Here is a 17,392-nt window from a genome sequence, read left to right on the forward strand (position 1 = left end):
GGTCGGCGTCCAGGGTGAACTCGGTCCCCTCGATCGCCTGAAGGCTGCGGGACGAGGTGCCCTTCACCTCGCGCCCATGGATGCGCTGCACGCGCCCGTCGCCCTCGATGCCGGTGACCTGATGGCCGAAGTGGCGCTCGCCGCCCTCCTCGAGGGCGTAGGTCGTGATCAGGCGCCGCGGCTGCATCGGCCAGGGGGTGAAGTCGTAGCGCCCGCCCTCGGGGACCTCGGGGTAGACGTCGAGCAGCCTCACGCTCCGGGCACCCTCGCGCATCGCGTTCGAGACGCAGTCCATGCCGGTGTCGCCGCCGCCGATCACGACGACGTTCTTGCCCGCGGCGTCGAGGCTGCCGTCGTCGAATGCCGGGACCGCGTCGCCGAAGCTCTTGCGGTTGGAGGCGATCAGATAGTCGAGCGCCTCGACCACGCCGCTCGCGCCGACGCCGGGCGCCTTGATCGCGCGCGCCTTGTACACGCCGGTGGCGATCAGCACCGCGTCGTGCCGGGTGCGCAGCTGCTCGAGCGTCGCATCGCGGCCGACCTCGAAGCTCTGGTGAAAGACGATGCCGCCCGCCGCCAGCCGGTCGGTACGGCGCAGCACGACCTGCTTCTCCAGCTTGAAGCCGGGGATGCCATAGGTCAGCAGCCCGCCAGGCCGGTCGTGCCGGTCATAGACATGGACCTCATAGCCGAGCTTGCGCAGATATTCGGCGGCGGTGAGGCCCGCGGGCCCTGCGCCGATCACGCCCACCGATTGCCCGCGCGCGGGACCGGGGACGAGCGGCTCGACCCAGCCTTCTTCCCAGGCGGTGTCGGTGATGAACTTCTCGACCGATCCGATCGTGACCGCGCCGTGATCCGAGAATTCGATGACGCAATTGCCTTCGCACAGCCGGTCCTGCGGGCAGATGCGGCCGCAGATCTCGGGCATGGTCGAGGTGGCGTTGCTGAGCTCATAGGCCTCGCGCAACCGCCCCTCGGCGGTCAGCCGCAGCCAGTCGGGGATATGGTTGTGCAGCGGGCAATGCACCGAGCAGTAGGGCACGCCGCATTGCGAGCAGCGCCCGGCCTGCTCCTCCGCTGAGGGCGGGGCATAGCGTTCCGCGATCTCGCGGAAATCCTGCGCGCGCAGCTTGGGCTCGCGCTTGGGCGGAAACGCCTGCGCACGGTCGACGAATTTGAGCATGACTTCCTTTGCCATGCCAGCGCCAGTGACAGGTCGCGGGAGGCGAGTCACGCGAATATTGCTAAATAAGACAGTGGTCCTGACCTATTTAGCAATAATCGATCACGAACTCTCTACTTATTGCGATCGTATCGCAATAATAATGGCCGATTCGGCCTTATCTTGCCAGAAGCCAGACCAGCGCGGCGCTACCTGCAACGATTCGATACCAAGCGAAGGGCGCAAAGCCGTAACGGCCAACCACCTTCACGAACGCCCGCACCACCAGTAGCGCGACGACGAAGGCCGCGCCGAAGCCGATGGCGATCGCGCTCAGATCATCGAAGCTCAGCAGGTTGCGATCCTTCCACAGCGAATAGGTCGTCGCCGCGAGCATCGTCGGCACCGCGAGGAAGAAGCTGAACTCGGCGGCGGTCTTGCGCTCCACGCCCATCAGCAGCGATCCCATGATCGTCGCGCCCGACCGGCTGACGCCCGGCAGCATCGCCAGGCACTGGACCACGCCGATCGACACGGCGGTGCCGGTCGGGATCGCCTCGACGCGGCTGTAGCGCACGATCTTCACGATGCGCTCGATAGCCAAGATCGCGACGCCGCCGACGACCAGCGCCACCGCGACGATCACCGGAGTCTGCATCGCCGCACGGATCGCATCATAGGCGACCACGCCGATCGCCAGCGCCGGGGCAAAGCCGATCAGGATGTTGCGCACGAACGCCACCGATTGCGGCTCGCGCCGCAACAGGCCGATTCCGCGGTCCCAGAAGGTGCGCCAATAGGCGACCAGCACCGCCAGGATCGCGCCGAACTGGATCGCGATCTTGAAGGTGATCGAGCTGCTGTCGTTGAACCCGAACAGCTCGCCCGCGAGTATCAGGTGCCCGGTCGACGAGACGGGCAGAAACTCGGTCAACCCCTCGATGATGCCGAGCAGGATATAGGTCAGCGTGTCGCTCATGCCGGATGGTTCCCCTGCCGGGGTTCACCCGGTCTTGCGTGTGCCGGTAGGTTCAGGCGGCCTGATGCGAACCCGCGAAGCGCCCGTGGCGGCGATATTGCACCAGCCAGCCGGGCGCGACCGCACCGAACGGCGTGGGAGTCACGCCCAGCTGAGCAAGTCCGTCTTCCGCCGCGACATTGTCGGTCTGCAGCATCAGCCATTGGTCCCAGGTAATCGGCATGCCCGGCAGGAAGCCCAGGGTCGCGATCGCCGCGCCCGCGAAATCGGGCAGCTCGATCAATGCCGGATGGCGCCCGATCGCATCGGAAAGCCGCTGATGGAACTGGGTGAAGGTCATTACCTCGGGCCCGCCCAGCTCGAGCGTCTTTCCGCCGAAGCGCTCCGGGTGGGCGACCGCCTTGACCACCGCCGCGGCGACGTCGGCGACATAGACCGGCTGCATGCGCATCGCGCCGCGCAGCACCGGAACCGCCGGCGCACGCGCGATCAGCCCGGCGAAGCGGTTCACGAACTGATCCTCGCGCCCGAAGATGAAGGAGGGGCGCAGGATCGTAGCGGCGGGGAAGGCGGCGCGGGCCAGTGCCTCGCCCTCGCCCTTGGAGCGGCCGTAATCCGACTGCGCCTGCGCATCGGCGCCGATGGCGGAAATCTGGACGAAGGCGCGCGCACCCGCTGCGGCGGCGGCCTTGGCGGCATTCTCCGCGCCGATCGCGTTCACCGCATCGGCATTCCGCCCGAAGGCGCCGGCCAGGTTCACCACCGCGTCCGATCCGGCGAGCGCGCGGGCCAGCGAATCGGGCCTGCGGACGTCGCCCGCGACGAACTGGGTCTGGCCGAGCCCGCCGAGCGGCTTCAGGAACCATGCCGAGCGCGGGTCGCGCTGGACGATGCGGACGCGCGCGCCGGCCTTGAGCAGCGCCTGTGCGACATAGCGTCCGACGAACCCGCCGCCGCCGATCAACGTCACCAGCCTGTCCTTCATCACGCCCTCGAAAGTCTGTCCCAATTCCATCCCCCATGCCGCGCGTCGCGGCAAAGGGCAACCATGTGGCGATCAGTTGCGAGAAGCGGTTGACAGGTCCCCCGCCGGTCCCCTAGAGGCGCCCGCCTACCCCGTGCCCAGATGGCGGAATTGGTAGACGCACCAGCTTCAGGTGCTGGCGGTCGCAAGGCCGTGGAGGTTCGAGTCCTCTTCTGGGCACCATTTGTTCTCTCTGGAAAAGTCCAGAGACGTCCAGCAAGTAGCTGGTTTCAAAGCAAAATTTCATCGACGATCGCTGGCAACCATCCGGGTTGATCCAGCTGATTCCAGCAAAAGAGCAACAAAAAGAGGCTCATTTTGTGACTGCTGGGTGGCCCGGAGAATCCGGGAACACGCTCGATGCTGACACAACTCCAGATCACCTCCGCCAAGCCCAAGGCGAAGCCGTACAACCTCACCGACGGCCAGGGCCTCTTCCTCGTCGTCCAGGCGACCGGCTCGAAGCTCTGGCGCTTCCGCTACCGCTATGGCGGCCTGCAGAAGACGCTTCACCTCGGTCCCTGGCCTACGATCTCGCTTGCCGATGCGCGGGAGAAATGCCGTGAGGCGAAAAAGGCGATCGCCACCGGGCTCGATCCGGTGCTCGAGAAGAAGCGCGCCAAGGTCACCGCGAAATTCTCGACGGCCACGACCTTCAAGGAGGTCGCGCTCGAATGGCTCGCAAAGTGCGAGCGGGAAGGCCGCACGGAGACCACGATCGGCAAGATCCGCTGGCTGCTGGGCATGGCCTATCCGCTGATCGGCTCGCATCCGATCAACTCCATCACCCCCACCGAAGCGCTGCTGGTCCTGCGCAAGGTCGAAGCCGGGGGCCGGTTCGAAAGCGCCCGCCGCATGCGCAGCGTCCTCAGCCGGATATTTCGCTACGGCATCGCGACCGCGCGCTGCGACCGGGACGTGGCGGCCGACCTGCGCGGCGCGCTGACCACGCCCAGGACCACGCATCACGCGGCCATCACCGATCCGCGGGAGGTCGGTATCCTGCTGAAGACGATGGATGGCTACACCGGCCAGGCGGTCACGCGCATGGCCTTGCGGCTGTCGCCGCACCTTTTCGTCCGCCCGGGCGAGCTGCGCCAGGCCGAATGGAGCGAGATCGATGTCGAGAAGGCGATCTGGTCGATCCCCGCCGAGCGGATGAAGATGCGGCGGCCGCACAGGGTGCCGCTATCCCGCCAGGTGCTGGAGATGATCGCGGAGCTGCGCGAGATCACCGGGCATCGCCAGCATCTCTTCCCGTGCATGGGACGGCCGAGGAAGCCCATGTCCGAGAACGGCGTCAACCAGGCGCTGCGCCGGCTCGGCTATGAGACCGGCGAAATGACCGCGCACGGGTTCCGGGCGATGGCGGCGACATTGCTCAACGAGATGGGCCGGTGGCACCCCGACGCGATCGAGCGGCAGCTTGCGCATCAGGACATGTCGGCCGTCCGCCGCGCCTATGCGCGCGGCGAATATTGGGAGGAGCGCGTCGCGATGATGCAGCACTGGTCGGATTATCTCGACGGTCTGCGGGACGCCGCGGACGCACCGAGGCCTGCGAAGGCCACTTCCGGCAAATCGAAGGTGCGCAGATCAAGGGCCGGACGCCCTCGCGGCCGGCCGGGGAGATAGGCTGCCTGCACCCTGCGGGGCATGGATCCGGTCCATGTCCCGCAGGTACGGGGCGATCGATAAGGAGAACAGGTCCTCAACCCGGTTGCCTGGAGCATCCGACGAGGGCCTTGAGGCTGCCATATTGGATGAGCGTCGCGCGGCCGACCTTCACCGTCTCGAGATCGCCCGACTGGATCAGCTCGTAGACGCGGGACCGGCTGAGGCCGGTTATCCGCACCGCAGTCGAGATGCGCACGGTCAGCGGCTCGATCTTCTGCTCCCAGGCCCGCTCGATCATTTCTGCCCCCGCAGCCGTGCGTCGCGCTCGCGCACGAAGCTCCGGTCGCTTTCGAGGAATGCGGCGAGCATCGCGGGAATGAGATCCACGATCGCCTCCTCCCGCCCATAGGCCTGAGCGTAGAGAGCTGCATATTCGCAGAGCGCCTGATTGAGGTCGGGCATCAGCGAGATGCCGAGCTTGACCGGCGTGCGGTCCGGCAGCTTCGCGAGCTTGAGATCGGGCATGTTATCGCTCCTGTCCGGGCCAGGGTGCGAGGACGATGTCCTTGTGCACCACCACGCGCAGCGGCCAGCCTGGCCTGACCTTGATGGTCGGCTGGATGTTGAGGTTCTTCGTGACGATCTGGTCGCCGGCGTGGGACGTGCCTTGCTGGGTCGACTCGCGGATCGCGCGGACCAGATCGCTCTCGTCGCCCAGGCTGAGTTCGGTGCCGACGCCGAGCAGCGTCGACAGCGCCACGCCCTTGAGCAGCTGCCAGGTGTGGCCGTCGACCTCGTCGGCGAGACCCGCATAGCCTGCCAGGTCGGTCGCCGGCACATTGTCGATCCGGATCGAGCTGCCATTCGGCAGCACGATGCGTTGCCACACGACCAGCGCCCGCTTCTGCCCGAAGGCGACGACGCTGTCGTAGCTGCCGATCAGCCGCGCGCCCTGCGGGATCAGCAGGATGCGACCGGTGACGCTGTCATAGGCGTTCTCGGTCACCTGCGCGGTGACGAGGCCGGGCAGATCGGAATTGAGGCCGGTGATCAGGCTGGCCGCGATGATGCTGCCTGCGGTCAGCATGTAGGGCGAGACCGGGGCGATCAGCGCGTGCGGGTTGATGTCGCCTGTCGCACCCTTGTCCGCGAGGAACGCTGCCTTGCGCTGCTGGCCGCCCGGATCGCGTACGGGATCGAGCGGCATCGTCGCGGGTGGCGCAAACGGGGCTGGACCGGCGGCCTGGTCCGCAGCTGCGGATGCGTCGCTGGCCGTCACTCGTTGGGGAGTGGCGAGCTGCATCAGGATACCGGATTCCCGGGCCGCCTTGCGCTCGGCGGCGATACGCTGCCGCTCGGCCTCGGCCGCCTGCGCCGCCTGGTCCGCGGAGCCCGCCGGCGGCACCGCGCCGAGCGCCTGCTGATGGCGCAGGATCGGGCGCCCGAGATCGCCCGGCAGCGGTGGCCCGAGCTTCGGCACGTCGCCATAGCTCCTTGGGGCGCCGGCGAGCACATCTTCGGGGCCGCGACTCGCGATGTCCTTCGAATCGTCGGCGCCGGCGACGACCCGGAATGCCGCTGGCTTCAGCGCAACCCAGGTCACGCCGACGACCGCGGTCGACGTCAACGCCGCGATGGCGATGATCGCGCCGCGGCGAAAGCGGATGACCCGGGCGGGCCGGCCGCGCAGCACCAGCGTTTCGGGATCCACCTTGGGTGGGACGGTCGGAGCAGGTGTGGCGTCGCTCATGACGCCCTCCGCTGCCGCCGGTGCCGGTCGGGGCCGGTCCGGGTGATACGCACCACGGCCTGCTTCCTGGCCCCGAGACGCAGCTCCGCAGTGTCGAACAGGCGGTCGACCACATAGAAGCGACCGGACATGCGGTAATTGACGAGCTGCGCGTCTCCCTGCGCGCCGATCACGAACAGCGGCGGCGCCTCGCCGACGCCGACGCTTGCCGGGAGCTCGATGAACGTCTGCCGGCCATCGTCGAAGGCCCGTAGCGGGCGCCAGCCGGGCTTGTCGCCCGTTATGGCATAGCCGAAATGGAGCTGCTCGATCGCGAGGCCCGCAGCGACCGGCCTTGCCGCCTCCGCCGCCTCTTGCTGGCGGCGGATCGCGATCAGCTCGTCCTGCGGATAGGTCCAGGACAGCGCCGCCATGGCGGTGGCCGATGTGCTCTCGAGCCGCAAATAATAGGTGCGCCGGTCGGTGGTGATGATGAGGTTGGTCGAGAGGCCGGCCGCGAACGGCTTCACCAGGATATGGACCCGCCTGCTCTCGCCGACGCCGCTGGTCGTGTCGCCGACCGTCCACCGCGCCGTATCGCCCGCCGCTACCGAGACGATCGCCTCGCCGGGCTGCAGGGCGATATCGGTGACCCGCTCGGGGGCCGCGAAGAGGCGGTACAGGACACCTTCGCCATAGGGATAGACCTGCACGGCGTTGACGAAGGCCGGGGCCAGTGGCTCCTGGATCGCCTTCGCATTCGCCGCGCGGACCCGGAGCTCCGCGCGGGACGGCGGGCGGCGGTGCCGGGGCGTCGTCGCCGCCTCGGGCACGGCCGGCGGCGTAGGCTTCGCGGCGGGAGGCGCGGGGTCGCGGCTGGTTGCGGCGGCCTGCGCTGGCGGGAGCGGCGGCGTTTGCGCGAAGGAAGGCGCCGCGACGAGCGCGCTTGCCGCGATGAGGATGCGGTTCATGGGCGTATCTCCGGTTGGGTCTGGTCGGGCTCGCCAAGGTTCGGGTCGAGGGGCGAGCCGCTCGGCACGTCGGCGGGCGGATTCGGGGCCGGTGCCGGCGTGGCCGGCGGATGATCGGCCGACGTCTCGAGCTCCCGGCTCCAGTCGATGGCGTCGACGTAGAGGCCGAGCGGATTCCTGCGGAGCGTGTCGACGTCGCGCGGCGATTTGAGCAGGACGGCCACAATCGCGGTCCAGCGCGATGTCCCGGCGAGGCTCCCGCGCTCGTAGGCGCGCTCGGACCACTTCACCTGGAAGCTCGTCTCGGAGGCGCGCACGACGCTGGTCACCTGGACCGACACCGTCTTGTCGCCGACATCGGCGAAGGGATTGGCCGAGCGGGCATATTCGCCGAGGAAGATCGCGCCGCGCTTCGACGCGAAGTCATAGGCCCGGAGCCAGTTCTCGCGCATCAGCACGGCATCGAGCGATCGTCCCCGGATGTCCGCGATGAAGCGGGCGAGGAACCACGCGATCTGCGGATCGGTCGGTCGATATTCGGTGGCGGCGGCGGCGACCGCCTGCGCCTGGCCGAGCTTGTCGACCTCGACGACATAGGGGACGACTCGGCTTTGCATCGATTGCCACACCAGCGCGCCCGACAGGCTCGCGGTCAGCGCGAGCCCACCGAACGCCATCAGCCGCCAGTTGCGGGCCTGGACGCGAGCGGAGCCGATCCGCTCGTCCCATAGCTGGCCGGCCCGCTGGTAGGGCGTCTCGGGCGGGTCGGTTCGTCCGTAACGCTGGACGGCACGTTTGAAGCGCATCACTCCTTCTCCTTGATGTCGGGTGTCGCGCCGCCGCCGCCGCGATCCGCACCCTGGAGGGAATGGATCGCGGTTTGACGAAGGTGACGGCGGGATTGCGTGTTCTGGAGGTCGCGCGCCCAACCCGGCATGGCGTTAGACGCAGAAGCCGGCACATCCCCGGGGTTGGCTTGTGCGCTGGTGGTGCCGGCGTTCCAGGCAGCGCGCTGGCCCTGGCTCGCGGCGGCACGAACCCCGAACGCATCGCCCATGCGCTGCGCGAGAGCGCCCCGGGCGGCGGTCGCGACACCGCCCATCCCGGCGCCGACGGAGCTCGAGCCCGACGTCTCCTGGCCGAGCTTGTATGCAGTCGACGCGGCCGATCCCATCGCGGTTCCGGCGCGGATCGCGCCGAGCCCGGCGCCGGCAACGCCCCTGGCCGCCGCAACGCCTGCGCCGCCCGCGATCGCGAGTCCCCCGGCGGTCAGCGCCGTGGTTGCGACGGCGGAGCCGGCGCCGAGCTGCGGCGCGCCGGACACGAGCCCCGAGGCGATCCCTGGGCCGAAGATGCCGAGGCCGAACAGCGCGAGGCTGGCGAGCACCAGGCTCATCGCAGCGCCGATGTCCGGCTCCTGCCCCTGCAGCGCGGCAGTGAACTCGCTGAAGAAATTGGAGCCGATGCCGACGATGACCGCGAGCACCATCACCTTGATGCCTGAGGCGATGACGTTGCCGAGCACGCGCTCGGCGAGGAAGCTCGTCCGGTTCCAGAGCGCGAACGGCACGAGGACGAACCCGGCGAGCGTCGTCAGCTTGAACTCGAGGATGCAGACGAACATCTGCACCGCGAGGATGAAGAAGGCGACGATCACGACCACCCACGCGATCAGCAGCACCATGATCGTCAGGAAATTGTCGAAGAAGGTCGTGAACCCGAGCATGTCGCTCGCCTGGTCGAGCAGCGGCCAGGCGGCCTCGAAGCCCGTGCCGGCAACACGTCCGGGACGCAGCAGGTCGTCGGCGGCGAGCGTGCCGCCGCCCGCGGTCAGCCCGGCCTGCGCGAACGATCGGAAGATGATGTCGGCGAGCGTCGAGAAGCGATTGAGGATCAGCGCGAACACGCCGACGTAGAGGGTCTTCTTGAGGAAGCGGCCGATGACGTCGTCCTCGCCGCCCATCGCCCAGAACAGGCCGGCAAGCGTGATGTCGATGCCGATCAGCACCGATGTCAGGAAGCCGACATCGGGACCGAGCAGGCCGAACCCGCTGTCGATGTAGCGGCTGAAGGCCTGCATGAAGCGGTCGATCACGCTGAGATCGTTCACGGGCTTGTCCTTGGATGCATGGTGCCGCGGGGCCCCGGTGAGGGGAGCTGGGACCGGGGCCCCGCGGGCTGCGGCCGCGGCGGCCGGGGGCTGATGCCGCCGCGACCGGTCTCGCTATTGCTGCGGCGTGTAGGCCCGGCCGGTGCCGAGGAACCGCCTCGTCGCGGCGCGCGCCGCGGCGCTCTCCTGGACGCGGCGCGCCTGCTCGACGGCCTCGCTGCGGAACTGCGCGGCCATCAGCTGCTGGAGCTGGAACTGCTGCTTGGCGGTCAGCGCGAGCAGCTGGTTGGTCGCCTGGGCAGCCTGCAGCGAGCCTTCGGCACCCTGGCTCCTGGCGAGGATGGCATCGAGCTCGCCCATGTCGGTGCGGACATTCTCGACCACCTGCGCCTGGACCGTCATGGTGTGGCGGAAGGCAGCCATGCTGTTGTCGAGCCGACCGCGAGCGGCCTGCACCAGCTGGTCGCGACGCAGCGCCTGATCGAAATCCTTCGGGAAGAGCTGGCGAAAGCGCTCATCGAGCTGGTCGACGCGGAAATCGATGCCCTGCGCCTGCCCCATCAACCGGTCGATGTCCTGAAGCGCTCGGCGCAACCGGTCGAGCTCGGGGAAGCCGATCCGGCTGAGGTTCCTCGACTGGTTGAGGATCATCGTCGCTTCGTTCTGGAGCGACTGGATCTGGTTGTTGATCTGCTGGAGCGTGCGCGCCGCGGTCAGGATGTTCTGGCTGTAGTTGCCGGGGTCGAACACCGTGATCTGCGCGCGCGCCGGACTGGTGGTCAGCGATGCCATCGCCAGCGATCCGGCGGCGCCGAGCGCGAGCGCGGTGGCGATCAGGTGTTTGCGGGCAAGGATAGGCATGGGGGTCACTCCTTCGCTTGGGGATCGGGGAACTGGCCGAGGATCTCGGGCACCCATTCAAGGCCGCCCTCGCCGAGGAACCGGGCGATGAAATCGGCTGGGCCGTGCTCGGCGAGCAGCGCGTCGATGCGCTGCTGGGCGGCGGGATCGGAGGACCCGCACAGCGCCAGCGCGACCGGGCCCAGGCGCAGCTCGAACAGGCGGTTGCCGCGCGCGGACTGGAGATAATATTGCCGCTTCGGAGTGGCGCGGCTGATCAGCTCGATCTGGCGGTCGTTCAGCCCGAACCGCGCATAGGCGTCGCGCCCCTGTGGCTCGATGGCGCGATCGTTGGGCAGCAATATGCGCTGCGGACAGCTCTCGATGATGGCGGGCGCGATAGCGCTGTCGGCGATGTCGGCGAGGCCCTGGCTCGCGAACACGACCGCGACATTCTTCTTGCGCAGCGTCTTCAGCCATTCGCGGATCCGGGCCGCGAACAGGGGATGGTCGAGGAACTTCCACGCCTCGTCGAGGACCAGCAGCGTCGGCCGCCCGGTGAAGCGCTGCTCGAGGCGGTGGAACAGATAGGTGAGCACCGGCGCCACCACGCTCCCCGACGCCATCAGCGCCTCGGTCTCGAAGCACTGGACATCGGCGAGCGCCAGATCGTCCTCCGCGGCATCGAGCAGCCCGCCGAACGGACCTTCCAGCGTGTATGGGGCGAGCGCGGAGCGAAGCGCCGCCGACTGGAGCAGCAGGCCGAGGCCGGTCAGCGTCCGCTCCTCCACAGGCGCGGTCGCGAGGCTGGTCAGCGCGGACCAGATGGCCTCCTTCACCTCGGGTGTGACGACCACCTTCTCGTGCGTGAGCAGCGCGTCGATCCAGGTCGCGGCCCAGGCGCGTTCGTGGGCGTGGTCGATATGCCGGAGCGGCTGGAAGGCGATCGTCTCGCCGGCGTCGCCGCCGAGCCCCAGCCCGTGATGCGCGCCGCCCATCGCCAGCGTTGCGGCGCGGGCCGAGCGTCCCATGTCGAAGATGTAGATCTGGTTTTCCGGATAGCGCCGGAACTGGAGCGCGATCAGCGCCAGCAGCACCGACTTGCCGGCGCCGGTCGGTCCCACGATCATCATATGGCCGACGTCGCTGACATGGGTGGAGAGGCGGAACGGCGTCGAGCCGCTGGTCTCGGCATAGAGCAGGGGCGGGCCGCCGAGATGTTCGTTGCGCGTCGGACCCGCCCAGACGCTCGACAGCGGCATCAGATGGGCGAGGTTGAGCGTGTGGACGAGCGGCTGGCGGACATTCGCATAGACATGCCCCGGCAGGCTCGAGAGCCAGGCCTCGACCGCGTTCAGGCGCTCGCGGATGCAGGTGAAGCCGAGACCGTTGACGATGCGCTCGACGCTGCGGACCTTCTCCTCCACCCGCGCACGATCGGGATCGGCGACCGTGATCGTGGTGGTGAGGTATCCGAACGCGACGTGATCGCCGCCGAGCGCCTGCAGCGCGAGGTCGGCATCGACCATCTTGTTGTCGGCGTCGCTGTCGAGCAGCTGTACCGGCTGGTTGTAGATCACCTCGCGCAGCAGCGCGGTCACGGACTTGCGTTTGTTGAACCATTGACGGCGAAGCCGCGTGAGCGACCTGGTCGCGTCGGTCTTGTCGAGCGCGATGAACCGCGTGACCCAACGATAGCCGAAGTCCTGATGGTTGAGCGCGTCGAGGATCCCGGGCCGGCTGAGGCCCGGGAAGCCGAGAATGGTGAGCGTGCGCAGATGCCGGTCGCCCAGCTGCGGCTCGAGCCCGCCGATCAGCGGCGTGTCGGCGAGCAGCCCGTCCAGATACATAGGCGTCTCCGGCAGGGCGACCGGATGACGTCGTGTCGAGATCCTGCCGTGGAGGAAGGTGAGCGTCGCGACATCGTCGAGCGCGGCGATCTCGGGCATGAAGCCGGAGAGCAGGTCGAGCGCGCGATCGGTCTCGGCGACGAAGCCGGCGAGTGCCTCCCGCCAGTCGCGGTCCCGCCGGTCATCCCCGCGCTCGACCAGCGCCCGGCTGACCCTGTCGATCTGGTCGGGCGGCGGCAGGAAGGTCAGCGTCAGGTAATATCGGCTCTCGAAATGCGCGCCCGCTGCTTCGAAGGCGGCTCGTCGTTCCTGGTCGACCAGCCACGACGCAGGATCGGGGAAGCTGCTCCCGGGATAGCCGAGCGCCTCGTGCCGTTCGGCCTCCATGTGCAGCGCCCAGCCCGAGCCGAACCGCTTGAGCACGTTGTTCGCGCGCGCGCAGGTCGAGACCAGTTCGGCTTCGGTGGCGGACTCGAGATCGGGGCCGCGGAAGCGCAGCGTGCGCTGGAAGCTGCCGTCCTTGTTGAGGACGACGCCCGGCGCGACCAGCGCCGCCCAGGGCAGGTGATCGGCGAGCCGGTCGGCCCGCGAGCGATATTCGCCAAGGGCTAGCATGCGAGATACCCCCGCTGCCGGACGTGCCGGACCAGCACCGCGGCGAAGTCGGGGTCGCGTTTCGCCGCGAACACCGCGATCGTATGGCCGAAGGCCCAGACCATCAGCCCGGCGATCCATTGCTGGAGCCCGAGGCCGAGCGCCGCTGCGACCGTGCCGTTGATAATGGCAATGGCGCGTGGCGCGCCGCCGAGCAGGATCGGCTCGGCGAGCGAGCGGTGCAGCGGCGCCTCGAACCCGTCGATGTTCCGGGCGCCGAGGGAGCTGGGGCCGTTCACGCGACCAGCGCCCCACCGCCGAACGAGAAGAAGGAGAGGAAGAAGCTCGAGGCGGCGAACGCGATCGAGAGGCCGAAGACGATCTGGATGAGCCTCCTGAACCCGCCCGCGGTCTCGCCGAAGGCGAGGGTAAGACCCGTGACGATGATGATGATCACCGCCATGATCTTGGCGACGGGCCCCTGGACCGATTCGAGCACCTGCTGGAGCGGCTCTTCCCAGGGCATGCCGGTGCCGGCGGCATAGACGCGGGTCGCGGCACAGGCGGCGATCGCCGCAACGGCGGCGATCGGGCCTGCGCCGGCGTGGCGGGTAGGGGACATCTTCATGGGTCAGGCTCCTTGGCTGGGGGCGGGGCGGAAGGGGGCAAGCGCGTAGGCGCCGGTGTCCGGATCGACGCCGGCGACGCGCGCGATCGTGTCGACGCGGCGATGGGCACCGCGTCCGGCGATGAAGACGACGAGATCTATGGCTTCGGCGATGAGCCGGCGGGGCACGGTGACCACCGCTTCCTGCACGAGCTGCTCGATGCGGTAGAGGGCGGCTTCGGCGGAGTTGGCGTGGACGGTGGCGATGCCGCCGGGATGCCCGGTGTTCCAGGCCTTGAGCATATCGAGCGCCTCGGGCCCTCGCACCTCGCCGACGATGATCCGGTCGGGCCGGAGACGCAGCGTCGAGCGGACGAGGTCGGCCATCGAGACGAGGCCCGGCCGCGTGCGGAGCGCCACCGTGTCCGGTGCCGGGCTCTGCAGCTCGCGCGTGTCCTCGATCAGGATGACGCGCGCATCGACCCAGCCCATCTCGGCGAGCAGGGCATTGGCGAGCGTGGTCTTGCCCGAGCTCGTCCCGCCGGCGACCAGGATATTGAACCGCTGGGTGACCGCCGCGCGCAGCGCGTCCGCCGTAGCCGCGTCCATGAAGCCGTCGGCGACATAGTCGTCGAGGGTGTAGAGGCGCTGCGCAGGCTTGCGGATCGAGAAGCAGGGGCCGGACGAGACCGGCGGCAGCACCCCTTCGAAGCGCTCGCCCGCATAGCCTTCGCGGTGCGGCGGCAGCTCGGCCGACAGGACCGGCTGCCCGGCATGCACCTCGGCGCGCGCATGGCTCGCGACCAGGCGGATGATGCGTTCAGCCTGCGCGGCGGCGATGAAGATGCCGGTATCGACCCGGCCCTCCCCGAGCCGGTCGAGGCGCAACGACCCGTCGGGATTGACCATGATCTCGAGGACCAGCGGATCGGAAAGCGCCGCAGCGATGTCGGGACCCATGGCGGTGCGCAGCATCGCGCGCTGCCGGTCGGCGGAAGGCGTGCCGGCCATCAGCCGTCCTCCTTGGGGAGGAGCGTGCGTCGCCCGCTCGCGACAGCGCGGCCGACTTGCGCGACGAAGGCTTCGAAGCGCTCGCGCGCCACGGCGCGGCCGGCATGGTCGTTCTCGGCGAGGGGCGCCTGGATGGCGAGCTCGAACCGGATGAACAGCGCCAGCGTCTCGAGCACGACATCGCCGTCGCGCTCGATCCGAGCCAGAGCGCTCGATATCCGCTCGAGACGGAGCGCGAAGCGATCCTCCAGCTCGGACGTGCCACGTCGGTTCAGCCAGGCGGTCACCGCATCGGCAAGGATCGCGGATTTGGAGGCGCCCGGGCGTGCCGCAAGCGCCACGAGCCGGTCGCTCACTGGCCTGGGCAGGAAGAGCTGGTGGCGGACGCGGTCGACCATCTCAGAAGTCCAGCTCGAGATTGCCGGGCCGGCTGTCGGCCATGTCGATGGCGTAGGCGCGACGGACGGCGCTTTGCGCTGCCCGGTCCAGGGCTCGTTTGTCTGCCGCGGGATCGGATTCGTCCTCGCCCAGCCCGAGCGGGTCGGCAGGCGCGAGGTCGGCCGCGGCGACGGGCTCGATCTCCTGCGCGGGATGGCGCGCCTGCTCGAGTCCGCCGACTTCCTCATCGCCATCGCTCGTGATGGCGGTCAGCCGATCGTCGATCAGACCAACGCGTCCGTGCCAGTCGTCCGGCCGCGCGGGCGGCAAGTCGGCGGCACCGTGGGCGCCAGGCTCGGGAGGCGGGAGCAGGCGGGGCTTGAAGGATGCGTCCTCGAAGTAGCGCAGCTTCTGCGCCCGAACAGGCGGATGGCCGGCGACGAGCACCAGCTCGTCGGTGGGCGGCAGCTGCATCACTTCGCCCGGGGTCAGCAGCGCACGGGCAGTCTCCTGTCGGCTGACCATGACATGCGCCAGCCAGGGCGCGAGCCGGTGCCCGGCATAGTTGCGCATGGCGCGCTGCTCGGTGGCGGTGCCGAGAGCGTCGGAGATGCGCTTGGCGGTCCGTTCGTCATTGGTCGCGAACGCCACGCGGACGTGGCAATTGTCGAGGATCGCGTTGTGCTCGCCGTACGCCTTCTCGATCTGGTTGAGGCTCTGGGCGATGAGGAAGGCGCGGACGCCGTAGCCGGCGAGGAAGGCGAGGCTGGTCTCGAAGAAGTCGAGACGCCCCAGCGCCGGGAACTCGTCGAGCATCAGCAGCAGCTTGTGGCGGTCCGGCGTGCCGGCCGCGTGCAGATGCTCGGTCAGGCGCCGGCCGATCTGGTTGAGCACGAGCCGGATCAGCGGCTTGGTGCGGCTGATGTCGGAGGGCGGCACGACCAGGTACAGCGAAACAGGGCTTTTGGCGCCGACCAGGTCCTCGATCCGCCAGTCTGAAGCGGCAGTGACGACCGCCACGGTCGGATCGCGATAGAGGCCGAGGAACGACATCGCGGTCGAGAGCACGCCCGAGCGCTCGTTGTCGGACTTGTTGAGGACCTCGCGCGCGGCGGAAGCGACGACCGGATGCACCATCGGTGCTTCGGCAGTGCCGAGATGATTGGTAGTCATCATCGCGCGCAGCGTCGCGACGAAGGGGCGCCCGGGGTCGGAGAGAAACGTAGCGACCCGGGCGAGCGTCTTCTCCTCCTCGGCATAGAGGATGTGGAGGATGACGCCGACCAGCAGCGAGTGGCTGGTCTTCTCCCAATGGTTCCGCCGCTCGAGCGCGCCTTCGGGGTCGACGAGGATGTCGGCGATGTTCTGGACGTCGCGCACCTCGTCGGCGCCGCGGCGGACCTCGAGCAGCGGATTGTAGCGTGCCGATCGCGCGTCGGTCGGATTGAACAGCAGGCAATGCGAGAAGCGCGACCGCCATCCGGACGTCAGCTGCCAGTTCTCGCCCTTAATGTCGTGGACGACGGTCGACCCGGTCCAGCCGAGCAAGGTCGGAACGACCAGCCCGACGCCCTTGCCCGAGCGCGTCGGCGCGAACGCCATGACATGCTCGGGGCCATCGTGACGCAGATAGCGGCCGTGCGCGCGACCGAGGAGCACGCCGCTGTCGGCCGACAATCCCGCTGCGTGGATCTCGCGCCTGCTCGCCCACCGGGCGGAGCCATAGGTGGTCACATGGCGATGTTGGCGTGCCCGCCATACCGACCCGAGAATGGCTGTGCCGCAGCCGGCAAGCCCGCTCGCCGCGGCGATCGCGCCGGCTTCGTCGAAGACGAGCGGCGCATAGGCGTCGAAGTGGAACCACCAGGGGAAGATCGACCAGGGCCGATAGACGGGTACGTTGCCGAGCTCGAACCACGGCGCGCCGAGCTCGGGCTGGTAGCCTAGCGACGCCGCAGCCCATTGGGTCGCCGCCCAGATGCCGGCGATTACGATCAGAGCGACAACCAGCATCTGGCCGAGAAGAAGCTTGGTGGGTGTCATGCGGACCTCCGCCCGCGCGACTCACCGCGGGCCTTGGCCTCAAGGATCGCGCGCCGAGCCGCCAAACATCAGTCGCTCTCTGACGACGGGAGGTACGTTTGGAGCGCAACTCAACGGCGCGCAGATTCAGATTGAGCGGTGTTCTATTTATGTTCTAACGATACGCCCGCCGCGACACGGCGATTCGACATCAACGGAGCTTGAGATGGAGCATGATCTCCAGCTGCGTGCGGCTGCGCGCGCGATCTATGACGCCTGCTACCCGAGCGAGGAATGGGCGCCGGTCGGGTTCGAGGAAGCCGAGCGTTTCCGCACAATCCACTACCGCCAGGCCGTAGGCGCTGCCCAGCATGCCCGCGCAGTGCTGAACGACCGGGCAGTGCAAGCCCAACCTCTTTGCAAGACACGAGCGTGCCGGAGGTGATGTGGCAACGACGCAATAGAAAGGTCTACTGGTCCCCTATAATTGCGATC

At 68.6% G+C, this 17,392-nt stretch carries 18 protein-coding genes and 1 tRNA gene; 2 read left to right on the forward strand and 17 right to left on the reverse strand.

Annotated features, from left to right (window positions below):
* The 3 genes from VGD28_RS06605 to VGD28_RS06615 all read right to left on the reverse strand — a co-directional run.
* The coding region (locus VGD28_RS06605) for a glutamate synthase subunit beta (protein ID WP_331027541.1) at window positions 1-1,201 on the reverse strand (1,201 nt) is incomplete at its 3' end.
* A gap of 142 nt (window positions 1,202-1,343) precedes the next feature.
* Complete coding sequence (locus VGD28_RS06610) at window positions 1,344-2,144, reverse strand: undecaprenyl-diphosphate phosphatase (RefSeq protein ID WP_331027542.1); 801 nt, start codon at window positions 2,142-2,144, stop codon at window positions 1,344-1,346.
* 52 nt (window positions 2,145-2,196) lie between these two features.
* Entirely contained in the window at window positions 2,197-3,129 is a 933-nt protein-coding gene (locus tag VGD28_RS06615; RefSeq protein ID WP_331027641.1) for an NAD-dependent epimerase/dehydratase family protein, read from the reverse strand.
* A 135-nt stretch (window positions 3,130-3,264) separates the two neighbouring features.
* On the opposite strand from VGD28_RS06615, the gene VGD28_RS06620 reads away from it, so the two are divergent.
* Window positions 3,265-3,351 (forward strand) — tRNA-Leu (locus VGD28_RS06620).
* 177 nt (window positions 3,352-3,528) lie between these two features.
* A complete protein-coding gene (locus VGD28_RS06625) occupies window positions 3,529-4,803 on the forward strand; it encodes a tyrosine-type recombinase/integrase (RefSeq protein WP_331027543.1) in 1,275 nt (424 codons plus the stop codon).
* 76 nt (window positions 4,804-4,879) lie between these two features.
* Here VGD28_RS06625 and VGD28_RS06630 read toward each other — a convergent pair whose 3' ends face one another.
* The 14 genes from VGD28_RS06630 to VGD28_RS06695 all read right to left on the reverse strand — a co-directional run bounded on the left by VGD28_RS06630 (window position 4,880) and on the right by VGD28_RS06695 (window position 17,270).
* Window positions 4,880-5,083, reverse strand: a complete 204-nt coding sequence (locus tag VGD28_RS06630; RefSeq protein WP_331027544.1) for a DNA-binding protein — start codon at window positions 5,081-5,083, stop codon at window positions 4,880-4,882.
* On the reverse strand, window positions 5,080-5,310 hold the full coding sequence (locus tag VGD28_RS06635) for a DUF2274 domain-containing protein (protein ID WP_331027545.1): 231 nt from the start codon (window positions 5,308-5,310) through the stop codon (window positions 5,080-5,082). The genes VGD28_RS06630 and VGD28_RS06635 overlap by 4 nt, the downstream gene beginning before the upstream one ends.
* A 1-nt stretch (window position 5,311) precedes the next feature.
* Window positions 5,312-6,535: a TrbI/VirB10 family protein gene (locus VGD28_RS06640; protein WP_331027546.1), complete on the reverse strand. Its 1,224-nt coding sequence runs from the start codon at window positions 6,533-6,535 to the stop codon at window positions 5,312-5,314.
* A complete protein-coding gene (gene trbG / locus VGD28_RS06645; protein WP_331027547.1) occupies window positions 6,532-7,485 on the reverse strand; it encodes a P-type conjugative transfer protein TrbG in 954 nt (317 codons plus the stop codon). Before trbG ends, VGD28_RS06640 begins: the two co-directional genes overlap by 4 nt.
* A complete protein-coding gene (gene trbF, locus VGD28_RS06650) occupies window positions 7,482-8,291 on the reverse strand; it encodes a conjugal transfer protein TrbF (protein ID WP_331027548.1) in 810 nt (269 codons plus the stop codon). Before trbF ends, trbG begins: the two co-directional genes overlap by 4 nt.
* A complete protein-coding gene (gene trbL / locus VGD28_RS06655; protein WP_331027549.1) occupies window positions 8,291-9,595 on the reverse strand; it encodes a P-type conjugative transfer protein TrbL in 1,305 nt (434 codons plus the stop codon). Before trbL ends, trbF begins: the two co-directional genes overlap by 1 nt.
* A 114-nt stretch (window positions 9,596-9,709) precedes the next feature.
* Complete coding sequence (gene trbJ, locus VGD28_RS06660; protein WP_331027550.1) at window positions 9,710-10,456, reverse strand: P-type conjugative transfer protein TrbJ; 747 nt, start codon at window positions 10,454-10,456, stop codon at window positions 9,710-9,712.
* Between the two features lie 5 nt (window positions 10,457-10,461).
* Window positions 10,462-12,900, reverse strand: coding sequence for a conjugal transfer protein TrbE (gene trbE / locus VGD28_RS06665; RefSeq protein WP_331027551.1), 2,439 nt, complete (start codon window positions 12,898-12,900; stop codon window positions 10,462-10,464).
* Window positions 12,894-13,178, reverse strand: a complete 285-nt coding sequence (locus tag VGD28_RS06670; protein WP_331027552.1) for a VirB3 family type IV secretion system protein — start codon at window positions 13,176-13,178, stop codon at window positions 12,894-12,896. Before VGD28_RS06670 ends, trbE begins: the two co-directional genes overlap by 7 nt.
* Window positions 13,175-13,501 (reverse strand): TrbC/VirB2 family protein, encoded by a 327-nt coding sequence (locus VGD28_RS06675; RefSeq protein WP_414714474.1) that lies wholly within the window; start codon window positions 13,499-13,501, stop codon window positions 13,175-13,177. Before VGD28_RS06675 ends, VGD28_RS06670 begins: the two co-directional genes overlap by 4 nt.
* Before the next feature lie 9 nt (window positions 13,502-13,510).
* Window positions 13,511-14,497 (reverse strand): P-type conjugative transfer ATPase TrbB, encoded by a 987-nt coding sequence (trbB, locus tag VGD28_RS06680; RefSeq protein WP_331027554.1) that lies wholly within the window; start codon window positions 14,495-14,497, stop codon window positions 13,511-13,513.
* Window positions 14,497-14,895, reverse strand: a complete 399-nt coding sequence (locus tag VGD28_RS06685; RefSeq protein ID WP_331027555.1) for a CopG family transcriptional regulator — start codon at window positions 14,893-14,895, stop codon at window positions 14,497-14,499. Before VGD28_RS06685 ends, trbB begins: the two co-directional genes overlap by 1 nt.
* Before the next feature lies 1 nt (window position 14,896).
* Window positions 14,897-16,918, reverse strand: a complete 2,022-nt coding sequence (locus VGD28_RS06690; protein ID WP_331027556.1) for a conjugal transfer protein TraG — start codon at window positions 16,916-16,918, stop codon at window positions 14,897-14,899.
* A gap of 190 nt (window positions 16,919-17,108) precedes the next feature.
* Window positions 17,109-17,270: a hypothetical protein gene (locus tag VGD28_RS06695; protein WP_331027557.1), complete on the reverse strand. Its 162-nt coding sequence runs from the start codon at window positions 17,268-17,270 to the stop codon at window positions 17,109-17,111.
* Between the last annotated feature and the right edge of the window lie 122 nt (window positions 17,271-17,392).

Source organism: Sphingomonas sp. (genome assembly GCF_036402235.1).
Classification (GTDB): Bacteria; Pseudomonadota; Alphaproteobacteria; order Sphingomonadales; family Sphingomonadaceae; genus Sphingomonas.

Bases quoted from the DNA above. Each gene is read 5' to 3' on its own strand.
- VGD28_RS06610 (WP_331027542.1), bottom strand. From the start codon at position 2,144: ATGAGCGACACGCTGACCTATATCCTGCTCGGCATCATCGAGGGGTTG.
- VGD28_RS06615 (WP_331027641.1), bottom strand. From the start codon at position 3,129: ATGAAGGACAGGCTGGTGACGTTGATCGGCGGCGGCGGGTTCGTCGGA.
- VGD28_RS06625 (WP_331027543.1), top strand. From the start codon at position 3,529: ATGCTGACACAACTCCAGATCACCTCCGCCAAGCCCAAGGCGAAGCCG.
- VGD28_RS06630 (WP_331027544.1), bottom strand. From the start codon at position 5,083: ATGATCGAGCGGGCCTGGGAGCAGAAGATCGAGCCGCTGACCGTGCGC.
- VGD28_RS06635 (WP_331027545.1), bottom strand. From the start codon at position 5,310: ATGCCCGATCTCAAGCTCGCGAAGCTGCCGGACCGCACGCCGGTCAAG.
- VGD28_RS06640 (WP_331027546.1), bottom strand. From the start codon at position 6,535: ATGAGCGACGCCACACCTGCTCCGACCGTCCCACCCAAGGTGGATCCC.
- trbG (WP_331027547.1), bottom strand. From the start codon at position 7,485: ATGAACCGCATCCTCATCGCGGCAAGCGCGCTCGTCGCGGCGCCTTCC.
- trbF (WP_331027548.1), bottom strand. From the start codon at position 8,291: ATGCGCTTCAAACGTGCCGTCCAGCGTTACGGACGAACCGACCCGCCC.
- trbJ (WP_331027550.1), bottom strand. From the start codon at position 10,456: ATGCCTATCCTTGCCCGCAAACACCTGATCGCCACCGCGCTCGCGCTC.
- trbE (WP_331027551.1), bottom strand. From the start codon at position 12,900: ATGCTAGCCCTTGGCGAATATCGCTCGCGGGCCGACCGGCTCGCCGAT.
- VGD28_RS06675 (WP_414714474.1), bottom strand. From the start codon at position 13,501: ATGTCCCCTACCCGCCACGCCGGCGCAGGCCCGATCGCCGCCGTTGCG.
- trbB (WP_331027554.1), bottom strand. From the start codon at position 14,497: ATGGCCGGCACGCCTTCCGCCGACCGGCAGCGCGCGATGCTGCGCACC.
- VGD28_RS06685 (WP_331027555.1), bottom strand. From the start codon at position 14,895: ATGGTCGACCGCGTCCGCCACCAGCTCTTCCTGCCCAGGCCAGTGAGC.
- VGD28_RS06690 (WP_331027556.1), bottom strand. From the start codon at position 16,918: ATGACACCCACCAAGCTTCTTCTCGGCCAGATGCTGGTTGTCGCTCTG.
- VGD28_RS06695 (WP_331027557.1), bottom strand. From the start codon at position 17,270: ATGCTGGGCAGCGCCTACGGCCTGGCGGTAGTGGATTGTGCGGAAACG.